We start from the raw sequence: 26,569 nt of genomic DNA on the forward strand, positions 1-26,569 counted from the left end.
TGCATGTTAGCGAAGCGGTTTCTGCACGATATAATCTACAAAACCCTGGGTGATCAGTTGACCGTCATATATTCGCTCCAGCACCCTGTCTTCCTTATACAGCAACTTCATCCCGCTGAACAATTCATCCGGTTCTGTAGCGGTATAGTAAGAGTGGATCACCGGCAAATCATCGTCAAACTGCTCGTATTGGTTCTGTCCAAGATCGCCTCCTTCACCGCAGCGGAAATCATTCACCGTCAAAAAGTTAACAAACATGATCCCGCCAGGCTTCAGCACTCTCTTCATCTCTTCTATGGATTGGGCGACCTCCAATTTCCTCATATGAAAGATAGAATTATAGGAGTAAACGAAGCTGAATGACTCATCTTCAAAGGCAAGCTGCCGCATATCCCCTTGCTGTATACCCAGTTCATATCCCTTCTCTGCAGCCCAGGTCTGAGCTATATCTATTTGCTCAGGATTACAATCTATGCCGCTGGCCACATACCCATACTGGGCGAATAAGCCAAGTGGAGGACTGTCTCCACCTGCTCCGCAATCCAGCACAGTACGCTCGAGATCACTTTCATTACAGAAACTAAGGTATCTGTATAGTGGAATTTGCTTATAAACTTCGTTCACATTAAATCCTCCTCTTCAAGTCCCAATTTCGTGTACATCTCCGTGCAGTAGCCCTGCAGCTTGATTTCCAATCTTCTGGCCTTGTTCTTGAAACGCTTCAGCTCACGGATCATGTGGGCCCTGCCGGCCGGAGTGAAGGTCTCCTGAATACGCTCCTTGAAATAGTCATGGACGATATGATTGCGCTGCTTCCAGACTGCTTGCAGCTGCACCGTCTCCTCTTCCGAGAATGGAAAATGATGCTGGATTTCTTTGATGAGCTGGCCGAGTGAATTGCTGAGTTTGCGCTGATACAGATCTGCGAGATCCGCTTCAGTAGGTGTCTTCCCCTGAGACAGCTTCGTAAGCAGCAGCAGATTGGTCAACTGCTGCTCCAGAGCCTGACAATAATAGACTGCCAGCCCGAAATAAGCAAATAGCTCTTTGGATTGTTCACTCTCCGGTATTTGTGTATCCTTCATCTTTCCTCCCGTTTCTCTCTCTTCATTTTTTCAGAAAATGAATTCTAATGGCTTCACGCCAAGTCTGTTTCTCACAGGTTTTTGTTAACATCCATTCGTCTGGTGCGGTACAAATAAAAGCCGGTCAGCACGGAAATGTAGGCCAGCGCGTGGGCGAAGGAACCCAGCAGTGATGAAGCAGGCAAATCATCCGCGTTCATCAAAGCATCCATAACCGGTGACACCGGCGGCAGCAGGATAGGCATGACAGGACCCGGGACAAGCTCCTGCAGTTTGGTACCCCCTATAGACAGCGTGATGATGATCAGCATTGATCCCGCAGCATAGCTGTTTTTGGAAACCCAGGAGGACTGCAAATAGAGCGAGATTGCAATTCCCAGGAACCCGAGCAGCGCATGTCCGGCTAAAGCAAGAAATAAACGGTACCCTCCCACAGGATCGCTAAAATTCCCCGTAAATATAGGATAGAGCACAATCACGAAGCTGAGCAGCAGAGTAAGCACACCCATTGTCAGCATTGCCCCGATGCTGTGCTTAACCGCACTTCGCAGATGAACCACAGCTACCTGCCGCTGCACCGCCTGCTCATGATTCAGAAAGCTCAGTCCCAGCCAGGCACAACCGACGAACAACATCACTGCCGACGCCGCATAGCTGTTCATCACCGGGTTAGGCTTATAGGAGTAGAGAATCAGCACAGCGATCAGAGTTCCGGCAACGGGAGCGAAATACCGCTGGGAAAAGGTATAACTGCGGAGAAAATACGCGATTAGCGATCTCATAAAGGTTGTTCCTCCTGGACAGTCTTCGGGTCCATCCATTGCATAAGCCCTGATAAGCCGCGGCGCCGTTCTACAGAAATCACCGATCCTCCCGCATCAAGCACAACCCTGAGACATTGATCTGTCCATTCCCTTTCCACAGTTAAACCGGAACATTCCATCCCGTACTCATCCCGAACCGCTACTATAGAGATCAACCACGGCATCTCCGCCAAAGCCGATTTTTGTTGAGGAGCAATAGCTGTGCACATTATGTATGTGGAAGGCTTATCATGCAGACTCGCTGTTTCTGATAGCTTCATGACTGTTTGGCCTGCTTGAAGCACATGTACGCCATCGGCAAGGGTTTCCACACAAAGCGGCTCATGAACGGAGAATACCATCGCTGTACCGCCTTGCTTCAACTCTTGAAGAAGTTCAATCAGCGTATGCTGTGCCGGAAGATCCAGGCCGGACATAGGCTCGTCAAGCAGCAGCAATTCCGGCTTTGGAAGCAGACTTTGAATCAGATTCACCTTTTGCAGCATTCCTTTAGAAAAGCTGGTCATGGGATACGTCCGGAACTGCTCCAGATGAAAAGCCTCCAGCAGCGCTGTTATGCGCTCTTTCAGTCCTGCCTCCGGGATCCCGCCGATCCGGCCCATACTGCGTAAGTACTGTTCAGCAGAAAATTTAAGACCCGGGAAAGCCTCGGGTGCATAACCAATCGAAATCGTCCCCTTGCTGCGTTGGATTGTCCCGGAAGATAGCTGGGTAAGTCCAGCTAAAATGGAGAGCAGCGTACTTTTGCCGGAACCGTTACGTCCGATCAAAGCCAGAGCCGTTCCACTTTCCACCATAAGTGAGACTTCACGTAAAACCGGGCGTCCTCCATAAACCTTGGTAGCCCGGGTAAGTTCAATCAAAGGGCCGCTGCGGTCCGTCAATCGGTGTTCACTAATACTTCGAAACGCCATTCGGCTGTCTTCCCCCTTAGCCAGAAGCCAAGCTTGCTTAGCGCATCTAATGGACAACTGGTTCTTCCACTCTATAATTCGCCGGGACTGCACTGAATTCCTTTGAGAAAGAACAGATTGAGGATCCATTCTATACAAAAAAACCAGAACCCTCAGTATAATTACTGCGTTGGTCTGGTCTTGTATAGTTTGCTGCAAAACAGCAATTTTAAATTTATGCGTATACCTCAACGACATCACTGATTAGACGGCAAGCTAATGCCGCATTGCGGCAGGAATCGATGCATTCCTGGCAATGAGTATGCTCATGTCTGCTGCTCTCGCCGGCACAACGTTCGCAGATTTCAGCACATAAGCGAAGGATTTCCGCTACAAATGGACTTTGGCGGGTCATTGCCTGAACGGCGAAAGAACAAATATCCGCGCATTCCCGGTCAAGCCGGATGCTCTCCCGAAGTGATGCTAGATCATATTCTTTCAGGCTTGAGACATAGCTGTAGTTACAGGCGTTCATACATTTTATACAAGCGTCAATGCACTCCTGATATTGAATTCGGGTCATAGCCTAAAACCTCCTGCAATTATTATAGGGTATGCCTATCTATTAACCTGCAAGAAAAGGAACGAACCAATTCCCCTGTCAAAGGAAGCTTGATTAAAGGCTCCTCTTCACTGTACCCGGCCGGATTAATGTACGTTTCTCCAGCTGAAGCAGCCTGCTGCGCAGCTCGCTTGATGAGAAGTGCTCACCGATAAATACAGCAACATCAGGGACTTCGCCCTGAGGAGTTATTTTCATGAAATCGGCTTCCCTGTAGGCATATTGGAACAGAAAACGGCTCGCAGTGTCATTAAAAGTTACGATCCCCTTAGCCCGGTAAACATCCCGTGGAAGCTCCTTAACGAACTGCTCGAACTCCTCACTGTTCACCGCACGTTTAAAATAATGGGTATATGCCATTACATGGTCATGGGTATGATGGGATTCTCCCCCATTCTCCGTACTCAAACCGCCGACCGCCGGACCGGCTGCTTCATCCTCTGCATCCTCCTCTGGACGGGCCTCCGCATGAACTCCGCCGACGCTGCCAAGCAGCACTTCCGGATCCAATTCACAGCGCACCGCAGGCATGATCTGGGCGTAGGCGTTCCATTTGCGCAGCACAGCGGATATCTCTTCCGCTTCCTCTGTGGTTACGCGGTCGGTTTTGTTCAGTATCAGCACGGATGCGCAGCGGATCTGCTCCTGCATCAGCCTGTAGGTAGCGCCCTGCTGGGACCGGTACAGCTCCAGCAAATGTGCGGTATCCACAACGGTAATCAGCCCTTTAAGCTCCACGAGCTGATACAGCGAGGTTTCGGTAACGGCATCTACGATTTCCAGCGGGTTCGCCGCACCTGTCGCTTCAATGATAACAACATCGGGTGATTCTTTCTTCACCAGCGTAGTCAGTTCCGTACTGAGATCACCGCGGCTTGTGCAGCAGATGCAGCCACCCAGCATTTCTGCCATCGGTACGGATTGTTCGACCAGCAGCCCGTCGAGGTTCACCTCGCCAAGCTCGTTCATGATAACTGCCGGTCTGAGTCCCTGTGTCTTCCAGTGATCCAGCAGCCTTTGCAGCAGAGTCGTCTTGCCGCTCCCCAGAAATCCTGACAATATGTAAACTGGCAATGCCTGTTCCAAGTTTCATCTCTCCCAACAAAATTCCGTTATGGTAGCGAGTGTACTACAAGTACCCATATGCACGCAAGGAGGCCGAAGTCGAGCGGGGGATTTCGACTTCTGTCAAGGCCGCAGCTTGTCTTTGACTAATCCTTCCCCTAATATGGGGTAAAGAAGGATTAGGCTGAGCCCATGCCGTCTCGTTGGGCAGCTGGCAGCCATAATGAATGATGAAGGAGTTGGTCTGCATGTCATCTGTAGAGGAACACCGGCGTGAAGCGCCCCAAACGGTGGCCTGCCATATTATTACGGTCTCGGACACGCGTACCTTGGAGACCGACACCGGAGGCGCCCTGATAGAATCTATGCTTAAAGAGGCTGGATTTGTAGTCACAGGCCGCGACATCGTCAAGGACGATTACGAAGATATCCGCGAGCTGGTCTACAAAAGCTCTGTGCACTCCGGCATCGAAGCTGTACTGCTGACCGGGGGGACAGGGATTTCACCGCGGGATACCACCTACGAAGCCGTTGCTTCCCTGCTTGACAAGTCGCTGCCGGGCTTCGGGGAGATTTTCCGGCTGCTGAGCTTCACGGAAGATATCGGCTCCGCTGCGATCCTCAGCCGGGCTATAGCCGGGACGATCGGCAACAAGGCTATCTTCTCCATGCCCGGTTCCACCGGTGCAATTAAGCTGGCCATGGAACGGCTGATTATTCCCGAGCTGCGACATGTCATGCGTGAAATATATAAACAGCCGTAACTGGAATATAGGACAGAGTAATGGAGTGCCCATATTTACACTTACTCTGTCAGAGATGAGATGTGCACTATCTCCGGCTCCAAGCGCGGCAAGAAGCGATAACAGATCTTCCAAATCATAATAATGCTGCCCTCAAAGGCGAAAGATCAAATGCGTGCACGGTATTCACGCGGTGTTCTTTCGCCTTTTTTGGCTGTGGAAAAATCCGTTGACAACCGGGGCTGTGAAATTTATACTATTGAACACTTTACGCGAAAGTGGTTTTTGATTAACCAGATGGTTAATCGGAAAGGAACGAGATGAGCTCACTCTTAACCTTGCAACGCAAGATCAAAACCGTCATCAGTCCGTATCATGAACTGCTATGCAGTCTGCATGTGCTGCATCAGCCTCAGCATCATCCGAAACGGCTGCATTGGGCCAGGGAACTTACAGCGCAAATGCCGCACTCGTTGTGCGGGGAGATTCAGACTATCGGGCGGATATCGGACGGATGGCTGTCCCTGATGACACCAGTACGTCCCGGCTCCTCCTTGACATGCTCAGAAGGCATCGCACTGCTCAAGAGTCTGCCCGATGCAGAATTTATGCACCTTTTGCTGAACAGCAAGGTCTCGCTTGGAACGATTCTTGAATGGCAGCAGGGTAAGTTAGCAAACCCTCACGGAGAACAGCCGGATGAAGCCGGGCTGTATCTGCTGAAGAATCTGAAAGACGTCCGCCACCTGCTGCTTGCTGTGCTGGAAACCTACGAGAGGGAGTATTTCCGCAAGGAATGGGATTACATCGCCCCGTGGATCGGCACAGCCGCCGCACAATTTCAGGCAGATGTAGTCCGCTCGGCCGAAAAGGCACTGAATTCGCTTCACCCGCGCCTGCATGCCGGGAGCGGAACCTTTACCGCCCAGAAGGCAGTCACCTACTATTTCCCCTATGATCGTCTGCAGCAGGTGTATGTATTGCCTTCAACCTTCATCCACCCGCATCTGCTAATGGACTGGAGTGAGGATACACTGACCCTTCCGCTGGCCGTGGATATCCCCGGCCTGCCTTACAGCGAAGCACCTCCGGAGGATCTGCTGCGCCAGTTGAAGGCGCTCGGTGATGGAAGCCGCCTGCGAATTCTAAAGCTGCTGTGGCAGGCTCCGCATTGCACGAAACAACTGGCCCCGCTTCTCGGCATCTCAGAAGCGGCTGTATCGAAGCAGTTGAAGCAACTGGTTGAGGCCGGACTGGCGGGTTCCGAGCGGAAAGGCAATTACTTGTTCTACTTCTGCAACAAGGAAGCCTTTGACAGTCTGATCAACTTGCAAAGGCAGTTTTTCGAACAATAACGCCGATTACTGAAAAAGGAGTTGTTTCTTTGTGTGGCAAACCGCAATCGCAACCGCAGTCAGGAACCAGAGATCCAATTTGAGAGCTTACCCCTGGACTTTTACCTTCGGTCATATTATTGAAGGAGGCTATCTTGTCCTAATTTCTTATTTCTCGTATTACTATTTGATCCGGGGCGAACTGGATGCGCAATTCTCTGTTTTTGCAGGCAGCAGCAACTACCTGGCCTATGTAATCATCGGAGGGGCACTAAGCATTTTCTCCACCAGCATGATCATGAATGTCTCCCGTGCGCTGATGACAGAATGGCGGGAAGGAACACTGGAAGCGCTGCTGCTCTCCCCCTCCAGACGGAACGGATATTTTCTGGGCAACGCCGCCCAGCAGCTGTACCGCAGCGGTTTTGAACTGGTCACGATCCTGTTGTTCGGATATCTGGCAGGCCTTCGGCTCCCCACCCCTCATCTGCTGTCGGTATTGACCAGCGGACTGCTTTTCTTGCTGTCCTGCTATGCGATAGCTCTGGTGCTGGGAAGCATCATGCTGTACACAAGAGATACATACATCGTACAAAACACTTTTTTCGCGGTAACTACGCTGCTCTGCGGATTTCAGTTCCCGCGGCAATATTTGCCCGGTTATCTGCAGCAGGCAGCCGAGATTTTTCCGCTGACCTCTGCACTTGAGCTTCTGCGCAGCAGTCTGCTCACCGGGGAGGAAGTTGGACTGCGTGATGTTCCCCTGGTCCTGCTGCTGTCGCTCCTTTACATCGCAGTAGGCTTATGGTGCAACCGGCGCGTGGAGCGTGGAATGTTTGAGCGATTTTAGCCAATGAAGGAGTGAATAGCAAATGATTCAAATGAATGAGGTTACCAAAACGTACGAAACGAGGAACAGAACCGGCTTATTCCGCTCCGAGCTAAAGAGAGTGACTGCCGTTAAAAACCTGTCGTTGAACATTGATAAAGGGGAAATTGTCGGATTGCTGGGCCTGAATGGTGCTGGCAAAACGACAACCATCCGTATGTTATCCACCCTGCTTGATCCCACCTCAGGGGATATTCAGATTGACGGCGTCTCTTTGGCCGGAAACCGGCGTGACGTGCAGCAGAAGGTCAACATGATTGCCGGTGGAGAACGGATGCTCTACTGGAGACTCACAGGAAGAGAAAACCTGCAATATTTCGGCAAATTATACGGTCTCAGTGCTTCCAAAATTCGTGTGGAATGTGATCGACTGCTTGCTGAAGTCGGCCTGACTGAAGCCGCAGACCAGCCTGTGGAGCAATATTCCAAAGGAATGAAGCAGCGCCTGCAGATTGCCCGCGGTCTAATCAATGACCCGCAATATTTATTTCTCGATGAGCCGACACTCGGGCTGGATGCGCCTATTGCCAGGCAGCTGCGGGGCACTGTGCGGCAGCTTGCCAAAGAGCAAGGCAAAGGCATCCTCCTGACCAGCCATTATTTGCAGGAGGTTGAAGAGCTCTGTGACCGGGTGTATGTACTGAATCGCGGCGAGCTGCTCCTGTGCGACAAGCCGGAGGCGATTGTCCGGCAGGTTGCCGGATCGCAGACCGCCCATCTCGATGTCATCGGTTGGGATGAAGCCATGCGCCCGCAGCTGCTGGAGCATCTGGGCCAGCTGGGCCATCCGGCAGAGCTTGCGGGCAGCTGCCGAAGCGATGAATCCTCATTTGGGAGCGATGCCTTCTACCGCATCTCCGTGCAGACCCCTTCCGCCGACAGGCTGATTACGGAGCTGCTGCCCTGGACCGCAGCAAACGGTCTGGTGATCACCGGTTTTTCCTGCGACAAGCCCAATCTGGAGGATGCGATCATTTTGCTCTCGGAAGGACGGGTGTCATGAGGCCCGGCGGTTTATGGTTGACGGTTGCAGCCGAGCTGCGCAAGCAGCACCAGAACCGTACGAAGGGCCGGACTGTGTTTTTCTCCCTGCTGTTTTGGCCGGCGCTCGCCTTTTTGACTTCCTATTATTCGATGAAGCCTTATCGCAGCGGAGAGGGCTCCATGCTCTCGCAGGTTATCCCTGACGGCAGAATCCCCCTTTTTTTACTGAGCGGTTATCTGGTCTTTCAGCTGTTCTGGACAGCGGTAGAGTCGGCATGGCTGTTCGAATTGGAGCGCAAAGGCGGAACGGTGGAGACCGTCTTCCTGACCCCGTCCTCGAAGATGGGTTTTCTGTACGGGCGTTCTCTGTATTCTCTGCTTCACGGCATCTGGATGTTCGCCTCCTTTTCACTGCTCACCTTCATCTTTGTAGCGGATATGTCCTCTGTAAACTGGCTCGCGCTGCTGATGGTCCTTCTGGTAACGCTGGCAGCGGCCATAGTCTGGGGAGCCTTACTCTGCGCGGTATCCTTGTTCTCCAGGGAATCTTCGTTTCTGTACTATATCTTCCAGGCACCGATGCAGCTGTTCGGGGGCGTGCGCATACCGCCTGCGGTCTTTCCGGCCTGGGCTACAGGCTTATCTGCACTGTTCCCGGTCACCTACAGCTTGATTCTGGTGCGCGGGGCACTATATAACGACATCGGCACAGGCTGGTGGTGGTCGCTCGTCATCCTGATTATCGGCAGCCTCGCGCTGATCGGCTGCACCCGCTACACGCTGCACCGGGCAGAAAGACATGCCAGAATGAAAGGCAACTGGACTTTATTTTGATACTATCGCAGCATTACACGTGGATAAGGATTTAGCTCACCTTAACCACAAGAAATACAGATAAAAACAGGCCAGCCGGGAATCGGGCTGGCCTGTTTCTATGCGTTGCGGGATCTTCCTCAGTTTGAGGTTTATTGCATTTCATCACAGATTCAATGGGCACCCATATGTCCCCAAAGTCCGTTAAAGAACGCTTTTACCTTTTTAGAATATTTGCCCCTTTCTTTATTCATCGAGGTGTACACAATTGGAATTCCGGCTTTGTTGCCCGTTTCTGATTCTGTCACAGACGTTTCTCCTGGTGCGACCGCTCCATATACATCCGGAATATTGCCTCTTAGCTCTGCCCGGATGGTGAATGATTGAACTGCATCCTGTTGTGAAGGCTGGTTAGAGCCTGTCAGCATACTCCCTACAGTCCAAACAGCAGCAAGCCATCCCGCAATATAGCGCTTCATATCCGAAACCTCCTAAGCCAAGTATTGTTAGATCCTGTTAACTATAGGATGGCTGGGAGTTCAAAAAATATGCAGCAGGATTAGAGCAGCGGGGGATCCGTATGTACATCCTTATCGGGATCCGTGGTTATCCAGCGTGTGAAGACAACCTTTAATCCCGCTCTTGTAGGAGCACAGACGAAGGGTCCCGCTTGTACACCGGACTCATAAGGAAAACGGGCGACCCGCAGGGTCCGCCAGGGATGCGACTGCGTTCTGGCTCTGATGATGACTGCATCCTTCATGCGCGAAGCGCGGAAAGTTACGGTCTCTCCGGCCCATTCTGCCACGGGAGACAACGACCAGTCGGAGTATCCGTCAGTTACAACTGCACCGGCATGAGGCACGCCATCATTCATCTCTATGCCTGCTTTAATCCAGACTGTAGGGCTATGCCACAGCATAATTCCCGCCTGATCGTATAGTTCCGTGATGTCCTGCAATGAAAAGCTGATCTCAACAGCTTCTCCCTCCTTCCATGGAGCCAGCAGTGCATGCCCGTTGTCATGCTGAAATTCATACATCGTTTTTTGCCAATAATCGCTGCCCTCTACTGCTTCGACAATCAATTGATCGCCCTGTACTGTATAGCTCTTCGGTTCATTGGTCCATATCCCATCCTGCCAGTTGTTCGTCTTTACCATTTAGGCACCTCCACTTTCCGCTTTCACATCAGCCATTAATTTGCTAGGCACAAATTACCATAACAACAATATAACCTAACATTGCGGTTGGATGAAGCTTATAAATGCTGTAAGTTAGATTCTGTGCAAATAAACCCGGCAGAAGAATCCGCCGGGCTTTGTGCTTAAATTTCTTTTATATAGTGAAAAATAATATATATAACGGCTTACAGGTTGACTCGATCTTTTACAAATCTGGATGCTCATGTTTCGCTTTCAGACGGTTCCAGCGGCGTTGTACTTCGTTCTCGAAGCTGCGCAGCGCAGGCTCGTTCTCAGGCTTCAGCAGATGGCGGGTTTTGCCCATCGTCTTCAGCCATGCGGAGACCTCCACCCGTTTATTCTTGTCTTCCGGATTATACGTAATGTTCGTCGCTCCTTGCTCTACTTCGTAGAGCGGGAAGAAACAAGACTCGACAGCCAGGGATACGATGTCGGTTCCATCCTTGTCTTCGGACATCCAGTTCAGCGGGCAGGCAATCAGAATCTTGCCATAGACCAGACCTTCATTCTGAGCATACCATTGTGCTTTGGCTGCTTTCTTCAGCAGATCCTGCGGGTAAGCCTCACAACCGGTGAACACATAAGGAATGTTCGTAGCCGCCATAATTTGCGCAGTGTCTTTATGCTGTGTTACTTTGCCCTGCTGGGTTTTCCCGATGCTGGATGTCGAAGTACGGTGTCCGAGCGGTGTAGAATACGATTGCTGTGCGCCTGTATTCATATAACCTTCGTTATCGTACTCCACGATGATCATCTTGTGGCCGCGCAGCGCTGCACCGATGGCCGGTCCCATACCGATATCCATCCCGCCATCGCCGGTAACCATGACAAAGGTAAAGTCCTCTTGCAGGCCCAGTCCATCCAGCTCGCCGCGGCGTTTGCGTTCCCAGAACATTTCCACGACACCGGACAGCGTAGCTGCACCGTTCTGGAAGAGGTTATGGATAAACGTCGATTTGTGGGAGGAGTACGGATAACCTGTTGTGGTTACCATTGCGCAGCCCGTGTGGTAGAGCGCTACGATATCTCCTTCAATCCCTTTGAAGAACAGCTCCAGGCCCGAGAAAATACCGCAGCCCGGACAAGCACCATGACCCGGTGACAACCGTCTAGGCTTCTTCATCAGGCTACGGACCGGAGGCACCTTCACACTCAGCTTGCCGGTCACTTCATCCTGCTTCACCGTAATCAGGCCGGTCTTGAGCGACTCGAAATTCATCGGTTTCAGCAAACGTTTCGGAGCTTTTTCCGCTTCACCAGGATTATGTCCATAATAATCGAACGGCACTTCTACGCGATCCGCGACCACAGCGTCCATGGCGAGCTGGAAGAAATGATGTCCATCTTCAGCAAAGAAATCCTTACCGCCCAGCCCATAAATGCGGCTGATTACCTTGGTAGTGGTGTTGCCGTAAGTGAACAGGGCCGCCTTAATTTCGTTGACCATATTGCCGCCGTGTCCGCCAACAGAGTCAGCGCGGTCCCCGACAGTGATCGCTTTAACATTCTTCAACGCTTCGGCAATTTGCTTCTGCGGGAAAGGACGAATCATATTCGGCGAGATCGCACCGGCTTTGATGCCTTGCAGGCGAAGCTGATCTACCACGTCCTTGATAATTTCGGAAGCGGAGTTCATCAGGAATACCGCTACGTCGGCATCCTCCATCCGGTATTCCTCAATCATAGGGTAATGGCGTCCGGTCAGCTCAGCAAATTCCTGGGCGATTTCCTCGAACACTTCACCGGCATTGTACATCGCTACCGATTGCTGGTAACGGTTGTTGATATAATCCGGTTCATTCATATAAGGGCCTACCGTAACCGGATTGTTGCGGTCCAACGTATCGGTAAAACCGGTTGGCGGCTGTTCGCCTACGAACTTCTGAACATCCTCGCGGTGGGCGAAAGCCTGCACACGGCGTTTCTGGTGGGAGGTGAAATAACCGTCAGAAGCAACCATAACCGGAAGACGGACCTTGGCATGCTCTGCCAGCTTCAGTGCCATCAGGTTCATGTCGTAGACGGACTGCGGATCACGGCACATCAGGATCGGCCAGCCGGTGTTCAGGGCAAAATACAAATCCGAATGGTCGCCATGAATATTCAGCGGACCGGAAATGGAGCGGCAGACCAGGTTCATGACCATAGGCATCCGCGTACCGGCTTGTACAGGCAATTGCTCCAGCATGAACATATAGCCTTGAGCACTGGTCGCGTTGAATACACGTCCGCCTGCTGTAGAAGCACCATAACAAATCCCTGCCGAGCTGTGCTCGCCGTCCGAAGGAACCAGCATAATATCATGCTGTCCGCTTGCTTTCATCGTATCAAGGAACTGGGCAACCTCCGTCGACGGGGAGATCGGGAAATAACCCATGACATGGTAATTAATCTGATGTGCGGCATATGCCGCCATTTCATTTCCTGATTCATACAGGAATTTCTGTTCCACCTTGGCGGAACCTACTTCTTTTTCATAATCAATAGCCACTGTTCATTCCACCTTTCTTCAGAAGATTAAGACTGCGGTATAAGATCGAATTGATGGTGCACCGTATGACTGTCCGCATAACCTTCCTTCTCACGCAGAATGGACAGCGCAGAGGTCGGACAGGCGCCTACACATTTCAGGCAGCCCTTGCAATATTGATAGTCAATGCCCAGCAGGAACATTTGCGAGCGGCCTTTACGGTCGAGCCGTTCTTCCCAGACAAAACACTGATCGGGGCAAACGGTATCGCACTGTGCACAGTGGATGCAGGATTCATTCTCATATGCAGGAATCATTCCGGAACGGGAAATACTCAGATTCTTGAGGAAGCTGCTGCCCGGGTTAATGATGGTACCGCCCATCGGCTGGGTCTCATAGCCCAGCGCTGAAATGTCGGAACGTACATATTCCGGCATGCTGTCGCCCTCCGGCAGCTCAAAATCCATAAACTTCACTTCATTGAAGCCCCGTTCAAAGGTGGTAATCGCCGATTGTACTGCTTGCGGATATTTTTTGCCAAGAGATTTCTCAATTACGCCCTTCATGGTTTCGGTATCCAGGAAAGGACAAAGCCGGAACAACGCACCCAGCATCGCCATATTGACCCGGTTCTTTTCTTTCAGGGCAATGCTTGTCGCATCGATCACCGCGATCGTGCCTGCCTTCATCTTGAGCAGCTCTTTCAGCTCCTCCGGCGTCTTGGCCGAATTCACAAGAACGGTACTGTGCTCATAAATGCCGCTGGTCACATTGACGGTTTTGGCCAGTGCTTCATGGAAAACCCCAACGACGTGTGGACGCTCAACCGGCGAAGTATCGCGGATATGTGTGTCCAAATCACAGAAACGGATATGGGCCTTTACTGCTGACCCCTTCTTCTCCGAGCCGTAAGACGAAAAACTGACGCCGTTCAGACCTGCGCCCACCACGCCCGCTTCCGCGAGCATCTTACCGGCCAGATTCGCTCCCAGCCCTCCAATGGACTCCAGACGAATCTCAAAGAAACCGAGATCGTTCAATTTTGGTAATTGTACCACCGACATAACCCCTTCCTTAGTGTCAAGTAGAATAACATCCTTTTGACTTTTTCAACGATTGTAACTTGAATTTGCAAGTCGCGAAGTGACATATCTTGCATTTTCCACGCTTTGGGAATCACATTTATTTATGGATTTTAGTTGATTTCTTTATACGCGACAGGGTGGCGTTACTTTAATAGAAGGTAATCTGCCATACAAGCAACAATATATGAAAATTGTGTGAAAAATCCGTGTTTCCCAAGGTTTTTGTGGATACAAGGTCACCCTTAATTTAGCAATAAAATTAAAAATTAAGATGTTAAATTTATCACATTAAACATGATAAAAATCACAGGTAGCATACTCTTCCCAGCGAAAAACGGGTCTGAAAATTACAAAAGCCCATCCGGTGATGGGCCAGGATTGCTCTAATCCTCAAAGGTTTAGTAAGTCCACCAGTTACCCGACATCACAATCATCGAGAACAGCTTGATGCTGTCTTCGTAGTAATCTTCCGCTGCGCTGCCTGCCGTATGGCTCCAAAGTGAATTCAGCCAGCTCTGGTTAGCCGAAGAGGTCATGGCACTTACACCGAACGGAGCATAAAAAGCACCGCTGTTGTAGCTTCCGAAGGTAGTCCCACTTAGCTTGTAGCCATCCTTAATATTGCCCGGCGTATTGCTGACTTTAGTCTTGATCCAGCTGTTGAGCTGGTTAAGCTGGGACAAGGCTCGGTTGTCTCCCGAGATCAGGTAATCAGTTGTAATCCGCCATGGGGTACGACAGGAATTATAGTTATAGTGCCCGTCGTTGGCATCCTCAAGGAAGTTGGCTGGCGCCGGTTTGTATACCCCTCCAGAGTAGACCACGAAGTCGGGCAGCAAACCGGTGGTAGAGCTATAGCCTGTATACAGGCTGTTGATGATCGTATAGGTTTTATCTGCAACATTTTTCCAGCGGGTATCTCCGGTTGCTGCTTGAAATGTCTTTAAATGACTCAGCATAAAGTCCGATGGCCGGGTAGCGGTATTGTAAGAGCCGCTGTTCGCCCAATCGCCGAGACGGATGGTCCACTGCGTCTGATTGATTTCATCGTCCATAATTGCATTAATAATATGATTGGCTGCCTGCAGATAGTTAACTGTGCCGCCGCTGCCCCACTGTTTGTCTGCGAGCAGGAGCGAGTAGGCGATATCCATATCACCGTCCGTAGCAGAATCTTCCCCCTCGATATTCTCAAAGCTGCTGTTCTGCTTCCACGACATCAGGTAAGGATTAAGAGAGCTGGGATGTTCGGTGTAATAATTATACAGTCCGTCAAAATAAGTCTGTGCGTTGCTGTCATAACCACCCATAAGTACCGTGAACAGCATACCGTAGCCATGGGCTTCGGAAACGGTTTCGCCAGCCGAATTATATTTTACGTAATATTTTCCTGTGCCTGCCGGTTTCAGATAAGCCGCTTTCCAGGCATTCCATTTTGTTTTTACCGAGTTGTCCATACTTGTCTGTGTGACATGGTTAGGCTTGATTGTACCGCTCGTATAAGTCGTATGCTGAGGGAAAGGTTTGTTTACAGCAGCAAATGCGGAACCAGCCGGCAGGATAAGTAGCGCCAGACAGAGTAACAAGAAGCTATTCCAGCCAAGTTTATGCTTGCCTCGTCTTTTCATAAATGATTCACTCCTCAATAGTAGAATAAGAATCAATTGCGAAAATAAACCGGCGAAACCAGAGCTCCCCCCTCTCAAATGGATCAATGAAACTTTCCGACAGCAGCAATGAAAGTTAAATCGTTTTAACTTTCATGACAAAATAGATAATTCAGTTTCCTGAATTCGTCATGAAAGTAAGAACATCTTTAATATATAATCCCTGTTATTTTCTGTCAATCAGTATCGTGTCTTGCATACTGAAATCAAAAAGCTGCCCCCATCGCAGTTGCCTGCAGGGGACAGCCCGTCCATCACATTCTATTTAAAAAGCCTCTTCTACTCGATATCCTGCTGCATATGCTCAGCGATCAGCTGCTGCTTGCGGTCCCACACCTGCTCGCTGAGATTCACGCGGTACACTTCAGGATTGAGTTTGCGCAGATATTCAGGCCAGAACAGGTCGAGCTGCTCCTGATGGTAGCGGCGGATCTCATCCAGCTCCGGTAATTTATAAACCTGGAAACCATTGACGTAGATTGGCTCCAGCATCGGCAGCGCTTCGTAACGGTCCACATGCTTCTTCATATACGGATGCAGCGGATTAAACAGTTTCAGCCGGGCACCGCTGCGCGGGCCAGTTTCTTCAGGGAAGCTGATATAATCAGCCAGCGCCTTGCCATTGGTGCCGACAATCCGGAACACTTCCTTCTTGCCTGGCGTAGATACTTTTTCGGGGTTGGAGGAGATTTTGATCGTCGGTACCATTTCACCGGAAGGGGACTCAATCTCCACCAGCTTGTACACTCCGCCGAGGGAAGGCTGATCGGATGCCGTAATCAGCTGTGTTCCCACACCCCAGGTATCTATGGCAGCTCCCTGTGACTTCAAGTTCATGATCGTGTTCTCATCGAGATCATTGGAAGCGACGATCTTGACATACTGCAGTCCGGCTTCATCGAGCATCTTGCGTGCCTGGCGTGACAAATAGGCCAAGTCTCCGCTGTCGAGCCGGATGCCGTTCATACGTTTACCCTCTGCCTCCAGCTTCTTCGCGGTGTTAATCGCATGCGGCACACCGCTGCGCAGCGTGTCAAATGTATCCACCAGCAGCGTAACACCATCCGGCAGCACCTTGGCATAAGCATCAAACGCCTCCTGTTCGCTGGGGAAGCTCTGCACCCAGGAATGGGCATGTGTGCCCTTCGTGGGTATGCCGAACATTTTGCCGGCCAGCATATTGGAGGTGGCATGGAAGCCGCCGATATAAGCTGCACGTGCTCCCCACACCGCTGCGTCGGCTTCCTGAGCACGCCGCGTGCCAAACTCCAGCAGAATATCATCCGGCGCCACCTGCTTGATACGGGAAGCTTTGGTGGCGATCAGCGTCTGATAGTTCATGAAGTTCAGGATGGCTGTCTCCACAAGCTGAGCCTCCATGATCGTACCTTCCACACGGATCAGCGGCTCATCGGGAAAGACAAGCGCTCCTTCCTTCATGGAATGAATGCTGCCCTGGAAATGAAACTGCAGCAGCTCCTCCAGAAAAGCAGGTGCATAATTCTCCTCCTGCTCAGACAAGTAACGGATGTCTTCCTCAGTGAAACGCAATTCACTGATGTACTGAGCGATTCGCTCCAGGCCCGCGAACACAGCGAAGCCGTTCCCGAAGGGAAGCTTGCGGAAATAGGCTTCGAATACAGCCTTACGTTTATGGCTTCCATTCACCCAGTGGGCGTACATCATATTAATCTGATATTTGTCCGTATGTAGAGCAAGCTCTCTCCTCAAATCCTCATCTCCTAGTATCTTCACTGCTGCATCTGCAGGTGCTATAGTTCTCTCTATTTTGCGGTAACTACTTTTGCTCCAAGGCTGCCCCGGAAATGGCCCAGCGCCCAGACGTGCCCATCGGCATTAAAGCTCGCCACAGCGTCTTCGTGTATGATGATTTCAAAACCTTTGTTATATGCATCCACTGCAGTATGCAGCACACAAATATCTGTACATACCCCTATCAGATGAAGTTCGGCAATCCCGCGTTCACGCAGTTTCAGCTCCAAATCCGTGCCGCTAAAGGCGCTGTAACGGGTTTTGTCCATCCAATAGATATCTTTCTGGTTCGCTTCATATATGTTATGCAGCTCCCCATACAGCTCACGCCCCCGGCTGCCGCGCAGATTATGCTCTGGAAACAGTTTGCTCTCCGGATGATAAGGATCATTGGCTTCATGTAAATCTACCGCCATCACCACGAAATCGCCACTCTTCACAAATTGCTCTGTCAACTGGTTCACTCTGGACGCAATGTCTATGCCGGGCTGTCCAACAGGCAGGCTGCCGTCAATAAAATCATTGGTGAAATCGATCACGATCAATGCCTTCATCTAGTGACCTCCTTAATCTGCTTTAAGTATAAATTGATAATAATGGCTCGTGGTCCGTAAACATATAGAGCTGGGCAGGGCGCTGGGAGTATTGGTTGGAGCTGAGCGGATTGCCTGCTTCATCGCTCACTTCTTTTAATATACCCTGCCGGCTGCGGGTTGACGTAATTTTGCGGATAAAGTTCGGTTCTTTAAATTCCGGCACTACGGTCTGAATGACCTGATATAACTCGCTCAGCGTAAAATGCCGCGGTAAAAACTGTCTGGCTATCGTCGTCTGCAGCATTTGCTGCTGAATCCGCAGATAGGCGTCGTTAATAATATCACGGTGGTCAAAAGCCAGCTCCAGCTCTTCAAGCGCTTCCTGCAGCGTAAACAGCCCTACCTCACCCGCGTCATCGGAGGCTTGTCTCTGCTCCAGCATCCACTCCTCCACAAGTGCGAAAAAGGCGTGGCTGATAATCCAGCCGCGCGGATCCCGGCCCGGTGTACTGTAGACACCAAGGTATTCCAAATGTCCGCCGTCCACACCGGTTTCTTCCTTCAGTTCACGTGTGGCTGCATCATATATAGATTCATCTTCCTGGCAGAAGCCACCCGGCAAGGCCCACATGCCCTCGCAAGGCCATTTCTTCCGACGGATCAGCATGACTTTCAGTTCGCGCAGCGGAAGCGTCTTCGTGACCGTCTTCCGTTCCCGTTTGGTCAGGGTAAACATGACAATATCGGCCGGAACTCCGTCCGGTGTACGGTACTTTTTGGCGTTATAGTTTTGTTCCGCGTTCTCGCTCACTCTAGATCATCCTTTGCTGCAGCTTTAATTTAACTGTTCGTATCTTTTAATGTACCAAACCTGAACTTCTAAAATCAATTAATTATGATGTCCTACCTGAAAAAAGGGACGGATCTGCATCCGCCCCCCGAAATTTATTTAATCACCGCATGTGGACGGAGGCGCTTCAGTGCCGGCTTCCACATTGATTTTTTCCGATACGGTGTCTCGGATTACAGAAATAACGAGCTGCAGCAGATAGTTAATATCGCTCTGGCTCTGCTGAAATTCGTTCACGACCGGTATGCCGTCAATTTCATCCTGCAGCACTTCAATTTCACGCTCAATCTTGGCCACCATCTCTTTATTCTTGAAGCTCTCAAAGGCCACAATCTCCTTCTGCTTCTTCTTGATCGTGGCGATCAGTCCCTGCACCCGTTCATGATTCAGAATCTTTTGCTCGGCCTGCTGGAAATGCTGCACCTCTTCACTTGTCGAAATGAGTGAAGCGAGCTCCTTGGCTTTGCCCATAATATCCTCGCGCACGATCAGATCGCGGGTATTGTAGGTCGGCATGCCGTATTCGTTCAAACGCGGTTCTTCCTGGCTCACTGACATCGCTCCATTCCTCTATAATTAGAGGACAGCCGCGGCTTCCGCCACGCAATCCCCTTTAATGTACCATGTTTTCGTATCGGTAATTCTGACTTGCACCAAACTGCCGATGAGATCCTTCGAACCTTCAAAATGCACCAGTTTGTTGGCGCTGGAACGGCCTGAAAGCACTTGAGCGTTATTCTTGCTCTCCCCTTCCACCAGCACCTCGACCAGTTCGCCCAGCATCCGGTCATTGCTGATCCGGCTCTGCTCTTTAATGAGGTCATTCAGCCGCTGCAGGCGCTCGCTCTTCACCTCGGCGGGTACATTATCCTCCATCGCGGCCGCAGGCGTACCCTCGCGCGGTGAATAAATGAAGGTATAAGCCATATCATATCCTACTTCACGCACCAGCGACAGTGTTTCTTCGAATTGGTCCTCGGTTTCACCGGGGAATCCCACGATGATATCCGTCGTCAGCACGGCAGCAGGCACACTGGCCTTAATCTTGCGGACAAGCTCCAGGTAAGCCTCGCGTGTGTATTTACGGCTCATTTTCTTCAGAACAGCAGTACTTCCGGACTGTACCGGCAGGTGAATATGCTCTGCGAGATTTCCGCCTTTTCCCAGTACTTCAATCAATCTATCGTCAAAATCGCGGGGATGCGAAGTCATGAAGCGGATGCGCGGAATGTCGATCTTGCGCATATCGTCCATGAGGTCCCCGAATGTATAATCCAAATCCGTAAAATCCTTGCCGTATGCATTCACATTCTGCCCCAGCAGAGTTACTTCCTTAAAGCCCTGACGGGCCAAGTCCCGAACCTCGGCGATGACATCCTCCGGACGGCGGCTGCGCTCCTTGCCCCGCGTAAACGGTACGATGCAGTAGGTACAGAACTTATCACAGCCGTACATGATATTCACCCAGGCACGCATCCCCTCCCGTTTCTTCGGCAGGTTCTCGATGATGTCGCCTTCCTTGGACCAGACTTCCACTACAAGCTCCTTGCTATAAACCGCTTCCTTAACAAGCTGCGGCAGCCGGTGGATATTGTGCGTGCCAAAGATCATGTCAACGAAGCCGTATTTGGACATGATGCGGTTAACCACGCCTTCCTCCTGTGACATGCAGCCACAGACCCCAAGCAGCAGACCCGGCTTCTCGAGCTTCAGCGTCTTGAGATGGCCCAGCTCCCCGAACACCTTATCTTCGGCATTCTCGCGGATCGCACAAGTATTCAGCAGAATAATATCAGCCTCATTGCGGTCTTCGGCAGCGAGATAACCCATTTGCTCCAGCATACCTTTCATCGTTTCCGTATCATGCTCGTTCATCTGGCAGCCGTAGGTGGCGATGAAATAATAATGCTGTTTGTGGCGGTTTATCTCCCGGAACTGCTCCATGGCCTGATTTGTATCGGTATCTTCAAAGTTGATAACTTCTATTTCCTGCTTGCCCCTGCGCTTGCCCTCTTTGTAGTCCGGGTTGGAATTGATCTGTACGGTACGTCCTTTGATTCTATACGTAGTTTTGCCTTCTTCTTCACTGATGACTTTGGCATCAGAAAAATCAAAATACTTCGAGTAATCTTTCGAACCACCCTTGCCGAATTTTAAGTCCGGTGAGTTATTCCCCATTGTCATTATTCCACGTCCTTTATATTGAAGCTTTGTAAAATAAACTCTAGAATTTTATTCTTGCTAATAAAAAATTATAGCATAAGGATAAAATGCAATCCAAGTTTAACAATTTTAAAAGGCAATCTGGTAGAATAAATTAAATCCCCTGATACAATTAGAATTCTACATACTAATAAACCCTCCTACTTTAATAAGTAAGAAGGTTCGTCTATAATAATTATTTCGTACATTTATTATCTGCGGATATACATCCGTAAATAGACCAAATCGAACTTGGAATCCTTGACGCAAATACAGTAAAACATCTTCATAGCTGCACATCATCTCCCCTGAAAAGTATTGCTTATTCCAAGTTTAGCAAAGCACCGCTACACATACGTTACACATTTCTACAAAAAACCACATATTACGATAAAATATTATATATTTTTCAGATATAATCATTATATAACGCAACGTAGAGGGGTACAGTAATGGCTTATATTTCAAGGGATGACATCGATATCCACTATGAATACAACACGGCAAAAAACACCAGTGACCGCACAGAAACCTTGGTACTTATCCATGGTCTGGGATTTGATCTGAGAAGCTGGGACTTTATGGTTCCATATATGACTGACAACTACCATATTGTAAGATATGATCTCCGGGGTCATGGATTAAGCGGAAGCTCCAAGACTACCCTTGATAAACTGGCCGCATTATTTGTCGAAAATTTGCGAATGCTGCTGGATGATCTCCAGATTCAAACCTTCCATATCATCGCCCATGGGGCAGGGAGCATTATCGCCCTGTATTTTGCCAAAGCGTATCCGGATCGAGTAAGAAGCACTGTTCTTTTGTCGCTTCCCTTGTTCAATTCGTCGGGGACAGCCAATAAATATAAGGACTACCGCAAAAAGCTGATGACTTATCAATCCATGCTGGCGCTTGCAGACCACGTGATTCCTAACGCGACCCTTTATCCGCGCCATAGCGCTGAAACGGAAGCGCTGTACAGTGCTTTTGCCAAAGTCACCTTTGACGTTTATCTGGAACTGCTGGATTTCTTTGCTTATGCACATAACGAGATTATGGATCTGTTCAAACAGCATACTCATCCGACATTAATGTTGACTGGGGAACAGGACCCGATGTATCCTCCCTATCTGTCCAGCCTGATTGCATACGCCAATCCGAATTGCCGGTTTATGACCTTATACAATGCATCCAACATGGTTTTTTATGACCAGCCGGAGGAAACCTTTAAACAAATTGAAGTCTTTCTGAAGAGTAAGTGGATAAACAGGGCTCCTTTGGACCCTTTGCTGTTGAATTTGCATTCCGAATTTCTGGACATGGTTAACAATAATCCGGCCGGTAACGCCCCATCCATACAATTGAAGATCAATTTACTCAACAGATTTACGGTTGCCGTAGATGATATTCCGATTATTAGTGGCTGGGGAAGGAGAAGCGCCAAGGATTTGCTGATTTATTTGCTGCTGAATCCCGTTGTCACCAGAGACCGGCTCTGTGAAGAATTATGGCGGGATATGGACCTTGTCAAAGCCAGAGGTCAGCTTCGGGTATGCCTTACCCATCTGAAGCAGCTGCTGAACAATGAGGTCACGAAGCTGATCTACAGCGATAAACAGCAAATTTCCCTGCAGACTGCTGTGGACTCCGATGTGCTGACTCTGCTGGCGGAGATTAACCGGGCTAATAAGGAAACTAATCCTGAACTGAAGGAACCACTGATTCATTCTGTTTTTGCGCAGATCCAGCCTGACCTATTCAGAAATCTAAACCAGGAATGGAACCTGCACCTGAGAGTCAAAATGGAGATTCAACTGGTTACACTTGCCCAGCAGCAATCAGATTATCTCGCGTCTCAAGGCAAGTTCACTGCGGCTATAGCGTTTTTAAAATATGTACTTTTATTTAATGCGGAAGAGTTCGATGCCTACGAACAAATTGCTAACCTGTATGAACAAAATCATCAAAAGCATGAAGCGAAGAAATGGCGGCTCAAGGCGGAACAACTGCAGCAGACCAAAAGTATGTAAATTGTTAAATCATCATTGCTTCGTTAAATAGACACAGGCATTGTTGCCTCCGTATCCATGGCTTGTAATCAGTACTTCGGATGTGGCTTTCGGGAGAGTCTTTGTGATTAATGGAAGATGCTCATAGCCATGTTGATCTGTCCGGATGGTTCCGGGAATAAAATGATGCTGAAAGCCGAGCAAGGAGGCAATAATCTGTGCCAGGCCGCTAACGCTGAACGGATGGCCGATCAGCCCTTTGATCGAGGTCAGCGGTACTTCATGCTGAAAGATATCCCTGGAGACTATATCCTCGATTCTATCATTCGCGTCGTAACCCAAGGCCTGGCTGTTAAAATAGTCAGGTCTTCTGTTGCCCAGCACATCATTTACCGCCTGCTTCATATTCCTTCCGGTTTTGTCCTGGCCATTCACCGATTCAGCGTCATTATTCGTAGACACGGCATCTATATACCCATAAATAGTTGCATTGCGGCTAAGCGCATGTTCTTCGGTTTCCAGAATCAGGCTGGCAGCCCCCTCCGACAGTATGAAGCCTTTGCTTTTTTTGTTGAAGGGCGATCCGGAATTCCTGATGTCTTGATTGAATGGCAGCGCTCTTATCTTCCCGAACCCGTACACCGTCACTTTATTGTTGCTGCTATCCGCTGCACCTACAATCGCCGTGTTTATCTTTCCACTTTGCAGATACAGCATGGCGTCCTCCAGCGCTTCAAGTCCGGCAGTGCAGCCGGTCGTTACCGTCTTCGAGATTCCTGTCAGATGAAAAAAGCTGGAGATGGAGGAAGCCAGACTGTGATAATGCACCAACCCGCAGCAGTAAACGGGCATTTCTCTGAACTTGCCGGCAGATGCGTAATGGACCATTTCCTCCAGCGGAGTTGTACCGCCCATGGTGGTCCCAAAGAATACCCCCGTCTTATTGCCAGGGTCCGTCAGATCTAGTCCAGCCATCGCTAGTGCTTCGGCGCTTGTACTAATGGCCAGCTTGGAGATTCTCGGCAGAACCCGGTACTGCTTATCCTCCAGCGTCCCCAAATCCCCAAGAATTTCACCAACCCATAAAGGCTCCTGATTCGGTGTAATATCATTTCTTGCCGTGAAATCATACTCGCCGCTGATCAGATGATCCAACAAATCGTTGTTGTTCTCTCCGTTAGGAACCTTCACACCAAAACCGGTAATTGCTATTCGCTTATTCATCGTTCCCCACCCTTTTCCTGATAATTAATAAAAAGAAAACACAAAGAGGACTTCTCCCACCTGCGCGTTTTGGATGCTCCGTCCAAAACTCTCCCATGCGGTTGAAGCCCTCTCTGCTCATAATTGCCTTCCTCCTAAAGTTAGCCGGCTGCCGTTCAGTTCAGTGTCTTTGTGGACTCGGACGTAAACGGGATGATCTCATTCATTCTGCCGCTTTGCACTTTGGCCGGCCACTGCGGATCACTGATCAGCGCTCTGCCGACCGCTACCAGATCAAATTCCGCTTGTTCCAGCTTTTCCAGCAGGCGTTCGATGTTATCTTCCTCATTTTCCTCCTTCACCGCACTGGTGAACTCGCTGTTGAGACCTACAGAACCTACCGTGATGGTTGGTTTGCCGGTGATTTTCTTCGTCCAGCCGGCCAGATTCAGCTCGGAGCCTTCGAACTCCGGCAGCCAGAAGCGGCGTGTGGAGCAGTGGAAGATATCGACTCCGGCATTGCTGAGCGGTGTCAGGAAACGGGACAGCTCTTCCGGTGTTTGGGCAAGCTTGGCAGAGTAATCTCCGCTCTTCCATTGCGAGAAGCGCAGCACAATCGGGAAATCCGGTCCAACCGCACGGCGGCAGGCATCAATAACCTCGACAGCAAAGGTAGTCCGCGCTTCAAGATCACCGCCATATTGATCGGTGCGCTGATTGGTCTTCTCCCAGAAGAACTGGTCGATCAGATAACCATGTGCCCCATGCAGCTCAATGCCGTCAAAACCGATCCGCTTGGCGTCTACGGCCGCCTGGGCAAAAGCAGCGATGATACCGTCGATCTCCTGCTGCGTCATCGGCTCTGTAATCTGCTGGCCGGCCAAATTCAGCCCGGATGGACCAATCGGCAGCGCTTCGGCATTCGGCAGCTCGCCAATGTTGCGGGCCATGCCGACATGCCAGAGCTGCGGAATGATTTTGCCGCCGGCGGCGTGAACTTCTTCCACAACCTTAGTCCAGCCGGCCAAAGCAGCCTCTCCGTGAATATTCGGAATGTTCGGATGGCTGACGGCTGATGGATGGTTGATCGCTGTGCCTTCGGTTACAATCAGGCCTACACCACCCTCTGTCCGTTTACGGTAATACTCGGCAACCGCTTCGGTTGCTACCCCGTTCGGTGAATATGCCCGGGTCATTGGCGCCATTACGATCCGGTTTTGAAGTGAAAGCGTTCCAACCTGAAAAGGTGTAAACAATTTATCGGTATTCATATACTACCTCCATTTAATAATATAATTACTTTAAGTAAGGATATTATGACGCTAGTTGAAGGCAAATGCAAATCCTGGCAGCAGATCTTCAGGACAGCCGCTGCTGCGCAAAAAACCGGACAAAGGCAGATAATCTGCCCATGTCCGGTTGTCCTTCGCTATGAAGTGTATTTTATAACTCCAGGATGCCGGCTTTGGGTGTAACATGGAAAGCCGCCGCCAGATCCGCCAGCTGGCGGTCGGTAATTTTCTGTTTGATTTCTCTGCCACCGATCAGGTTATAGACAATCGCCGCTTTCTCAATCGTTTCCACCAGACCAAAGGTAGCATCCATCGTGCCGCCGGTCACAAAAATGCCATGCTGCGGCCAGATAACTACCCGGTATTCCTTCATTTTATCGGCTGTGGCGCGGCCGATTTCACTGCTGCCGGGAACGATCCAAGGAATAACACCCACGCCGTCCGGGAAAACCACCAGACATTCGGTGCACATTTCCCATAAGGTTTTGGTGAATTTCAGCTCATCCAGATCATGCGTGAAGGTCATGGCAATGACATTGGTAGCATGGGTATGCAGTACGATCCGGTGGTTGGGGTCCACCTTCAGGCGCTCTATATGGCTCATGAAATGGGAAGCCAGCTCGCTCGTCGGCACGGCGTTGTTGCGCAGACCCCAGAGCACTTCTACACTCTCGCCGCTGTCCGTGACACGCAGCACACCGAGATTGGCTTCCGGGTCTTTGATCACATTCCGGAAATATTTGCCGGAGCCGGTGACGATGAAATATTTGCCAGCCAGCTCAGCGACCGGGAAGGTCAGGTTAATCGTCCGCAGCGGCTCCCGTACGTTAATGTATTTAGCAACCTCATCCTCTTCCAGCAAATAGCTAACGTTACCGCCGTTCAACTCATCCCAGCCGAGCGACCACATGTGATGGGTAATCTCCGACATTTCCTGAATAAATGGCGCCTCGATGCCGGCAATGTATCCTTTGGACTTCATTACGGATGTACTCATATGTCTTCTCTCCTTTATATACACTGCTT

General features: G+C 50.2%; 25 protein-coding genes. 6 read left to right on the plus strand and 19 right to left on the minus strand.

What is annotated here, in order from left to right:
- Positions 1-6: 6 nt before the first annotated feature.
- From NSS79_RS19495 to NSS79_RS19520, 6 genes are all read right to left on the minus strand, one after another.
- Entirely contained in the window at positions 7-624 is a 618-nt protein-coding gene (locus tag NSS79_RS19495) for a class I SAM-dependent methyltransferase (protein WP_342435778.1), read from the minus strand.
- The gene (locus NSS79_RS19500; RefSeq protein ID WP_038593114.1) at positions 621-1,085 is read right to left on the minus strand and encodes a hypothetical protein; all 465 of its coding nucleotides are present in this window, start codon (positions 1,083-1,085) and stop codon (positions 621-623) included. The genes NSS79_RS19495 and NSS79_RS19500 overlap by 4 nt, the downstream gene beginning before the upstream one ends.
- 71 nt (positions 1,086-1,156) lie before the next feature.
- Entirely contained in the window at positions 1,157-1,867 is a 711-nt protein-coding gene (locus NSS79_RS19505; protein WP_342435779.1) for a hypothetical protein, read from the minus strand.
- Positions 1,864-2,823, minus strand: coding sequence for an ABC transporter ATP-binding protein (locus NSS79_RS19510; RefSeq protein WP_342435780.1), 960 nt, complete (start codon positions 2,821-2,823; stop codon positions 1,864-1,866). Before NSS79_RS19510 ends, NSS79_RS19505 begins: the two co-directional genes overlap by 4 nt.
- Positions 2,824-3,037: 214 nt before the next feature.
- On the minus strand, positions 3,038-3,385 hold the full coding sequence (locus NSS79_RS19515) for a four-helix bundle copper-binding protein (protein ID WP_342435781.1): 348 nt from the start codon (positions 3,383-3,385) through the stop codon (positions 3,038-3,040).
- 93 nt (positions 3,386-3,478) lie between these two features.
- Entirely contained in the window at positions 3,479-4,510 is a 1,032-nt protein-coding gene (locus NSS79_RS19520; RefSeq protein ID WP_342435782.1) for a GTP-binding protein, read from the minus strand.
- 227 nt (positions 4,511-4,737) lie between these two features.
- Here NSS79_RS19520 and NSS79_RS19525 point away from each other — a divergent pair, with 227 nt between their 5' ends.
- The 5 genes from NSS79_RS19525 (at position 4,738) to NSS79_RS19545 (ending at position 9,273) form a co-directional block, all read left to right on the plus strand.
- Positions 4,738-5,253, plus strand: a complete 516-nt coding sequence (locus NSS79_RS19525) for a MogA/MoaB family molybdenum cofactor biosynthesis protein (RefSeq protein ID WP_342435783.1) — start codon at positions 4,738-4,740, stop codon at positions 5,251-5,253.
- A 299-nt stretch (positions 5,254-5,552) separates the two neighbouring features.
- A complete protein-coding gene (locus NSS79_RS19530; protein ID WP_342435784.1) occupies positions 5,553-6,587 on the plus strand; it encodes a DUF5937 family protein in 1,035 nt (344 codons plus the stop codon).
- A gap of 31 nt (positions 6,588-6,618) precedes the next feature.
- Complete coding sequence (locus tag NSS79_RS19535) at positions 6,619-7,416, plus strand: ABC transporter permease (protein ID WP_342435785.1); 798 nt, start codon at positions 6,619-6,621, stop codon at positions 7,414-7,416.
- 22 nt (positions 7,417-7,438) lie between these two features.
- Positions 7,439-8,458, plus strand: a complete 1,020-nt coding sequence (locus NSS79_RS19540; RefSeq protein WP_342435786.1) for an ABC transporter ATP-binding protein — start codon at positions 7,439-7,441, stop codon at positions 8,456-8,458.
- Positions 8,455-9,273 carry an ABC transporter permease gene (locus tag NSS79_RS19545; protein WP_342435787.1) on the plus strand — a complete coding sequence of 273 codons (819 nt, stop codon included), beginning with the start codon at positions 8,455-8,457 and terminating at the stop codon, positions 9,271-9,273. The genes NSS79_RS19540 and NSS79_RS19545 overlap by 4 nt, the downstream gene beginning before the upstream one ends.
- 152 nt (positions 9,274-9,425) lie before the next feature.
- Here NSS79_RS19545 and NSS79_RS19550 read toward each other — a convergent pair whose 3' ends face one another.
- From NSS79_RS19550 to miaB, 10 genes are all read right to left on the minus strand, one after another.
- Positions 9,426-9,731: a hypothetical protein gene (locus tag NSS79_RS19550; protein WP_342435788.1), complete on the minus strand. Its 306-nt coding sequence runs from the start codon at positions 9,729-9,731 to the stop codon at positions 9,426-9,428.
- A gap of 80 nt (positions 9,732-9,811) precedes the next feature.
- Entirely contained in the window at positions 9,812-10,414 is a 603-nt protein-coding gene (locus NSS79_RS19555) for a DUF1349 domain-containing protein (RefSeq protein ID WP_342435789.1), read from the minus strand.
- Positions 10,415-10,640: 226 nt separating this feature from the next.
- On the minus strand, positions 10,641-12,947 hold the full coding sequence (locus tag NSS79_RS19560; protein WP_342435790.1) for a thiamine pyrophosphate-dependent enzyme: 2,307 nt from the start codon (positions 12,945-12,947) through the stop codon (positions 10,641-10,643).
- 26 nt (positions 12,948-12,973) lie between these two features.
- Positions 12,974-13,984: a 2-oxoacid:acceptor oxidoreductase family protein gene (locus tag NSS79_RS19565; RefSeq protein ID WP_342435791.1), complete on the minus strand. Its 1,011-nt coding sequence runs from the start codon at positions 13,982-13,984 to the stop codon at positions 12,974-12,976.
- 425 nt (positions 13,985-14,409) lie between these two features.
- On the minus strand, positions 14,410-15,639 hold the full coding sequence (locus tag NSS79_RS19570) for a glycosyl hydrolase family 8 (RefSeq protein ID WP_342435792.1): 1,230 nt from the start codon (positions 15,637-15,639) through the stop codon (positions 14,410-14,412).
- Positions 15,640-15,957: 318 nt separating this feature from the next.
- Positions 15,958-17,409 (minus strand): nicotinate phosphoribosyltransferase, encoded by a 1,452-nt coding sequence (locus NSS79_RS19575; RefSeq protein WP_342435793.1) that lies wholly within the window; start codon positions 17,407-17,409, stop codon positions 15,958-15,960.
- Between the two features lie 53 nt (positions 17,410-17,462).
- Entirely contained in the window at positions 17,463-18,005 is a 543-nt protein-coding gene (locus tag NSS79_RS19580; RefSeq protein WP_342435794.1) for an isochorismatase family cysteine hydrolase, read from the minus strand.
- Positions 18,006-18,027: 22 nt separating this feature from the next.
- Entirely contained in the window at positions 18,028-18,798 is a 771-nt protein-coding gene (locus NSS79_RS19585; RefSeq protein ID WP_038593164.1) for an NUDIX domain-containing protein, read from the minus strand.
- A 138-nt stretch (positions 18,799-18,936) separates the two neighbouring features.
- Positions 18,937-19,389 (minus strand): YlbF family regulator, encoded by a 453-nt coding sequence (locus tag NSS79_RS19590; protein WP_038600043.1) that lies wholly within the window; start codon positions 19,387-19,389, stop codon positions 18,937-18,939.
- A 24-nt stretch (positions 19,390-19,413) separates the two neighbouring features.
- Entirely contained in the window at positions 19,414-21,021 is a 1,608-nt protein-coding gene (gene miaB / locus NSS79_RS19595; protein ID WP_340897881.1) for a tRNA (N6-isopentenyl adenosine(37)-C2)-methylthiotransferase MiaB, read from the minus strand.
- Positions 21,022-21,491: 470 nt separating this feature from the next.
- Here miaB and NSS79_RS19600 point away from each other — a divergent pair, with 470 nt between their 5' ends.
- Positions 21,492-23,069: an alpha/beta fold hydrolase gene (locus NSS79_RS19600; protein WP_342435795.1), complete on the plus strand. Its 1,578-nt coding sequence runs from the start codon at positions 21,492-21,494 to the stop codon at positions 23,067-23,069.
- Between the two features lie 12 nt (positions 23,070-23,081).
- Here NSS79_RS19600 and NSS79_RS19605 read toward each other — a convergent pair whose 3' ends face one another.
- The 3 genes from NSS79_RS19605 to rhaD all read right to left on the minus strand — a co-directional run bounded on the left by NSS79_RS19605 (position 23,082) and on the right by rhaD (position 26,540).
- Positions 23,082-24,272 carry a beta-ketoacyl synthase N-terminal-like domain-containing protein gene (locus NSS79_RS19605; RefSeq protein WP_342435796.1) on the minus strand — a complete coding sequence of 397 codons (1,191 nt, stop codon included), beginning with the start codon at positions 24,270-24,272 and terminating at the stop codon, positions 23,082-23,084.
- Positions 24,273-24,427: 155 nt separating this feature from the next.
- Positions 24,428-25,522 carry an NADH:flavin oxidoreductase gene (locus tag NSS79_RS19610; RefSeq protein ID WP_342435797.1) on the minus strand — a complete coding sequence of 365 codons (1,095 nt, stop codon included), beginning with the start codon at positions 25,520-25,522 and terminating at the stop codon, positions 24,428-24,430.
- Between the two features lie 172 nt (positions 25,523-25,694).
- Positions 25,695-26,540 carry a rhamnulose-1-phosphate aldolase gene (gene rhaD, locus NSS79_RS19615; RefSeq protein ID WP_342435798.1) on the minus strand — a complete coding sequence of 282 codons (846 nt, stop codon included), beginning with the start codon at positions 26,538-26,540 and terminating at the stop codon, positions 25,695-25,697.
- Between the last annotated feature and the right edge of the window lie 29 nt (positions 26,541-26,569).

The sequence above is a fragment of the Paenibacillus sp. FSL L8-0436 genome, assembly GCF_038593025.1.
Lineage (GTDB): Bacteria > Bacillota > Bacilli > Paenibacillales > Paenibacillaceae > Paenibacillus_AQ.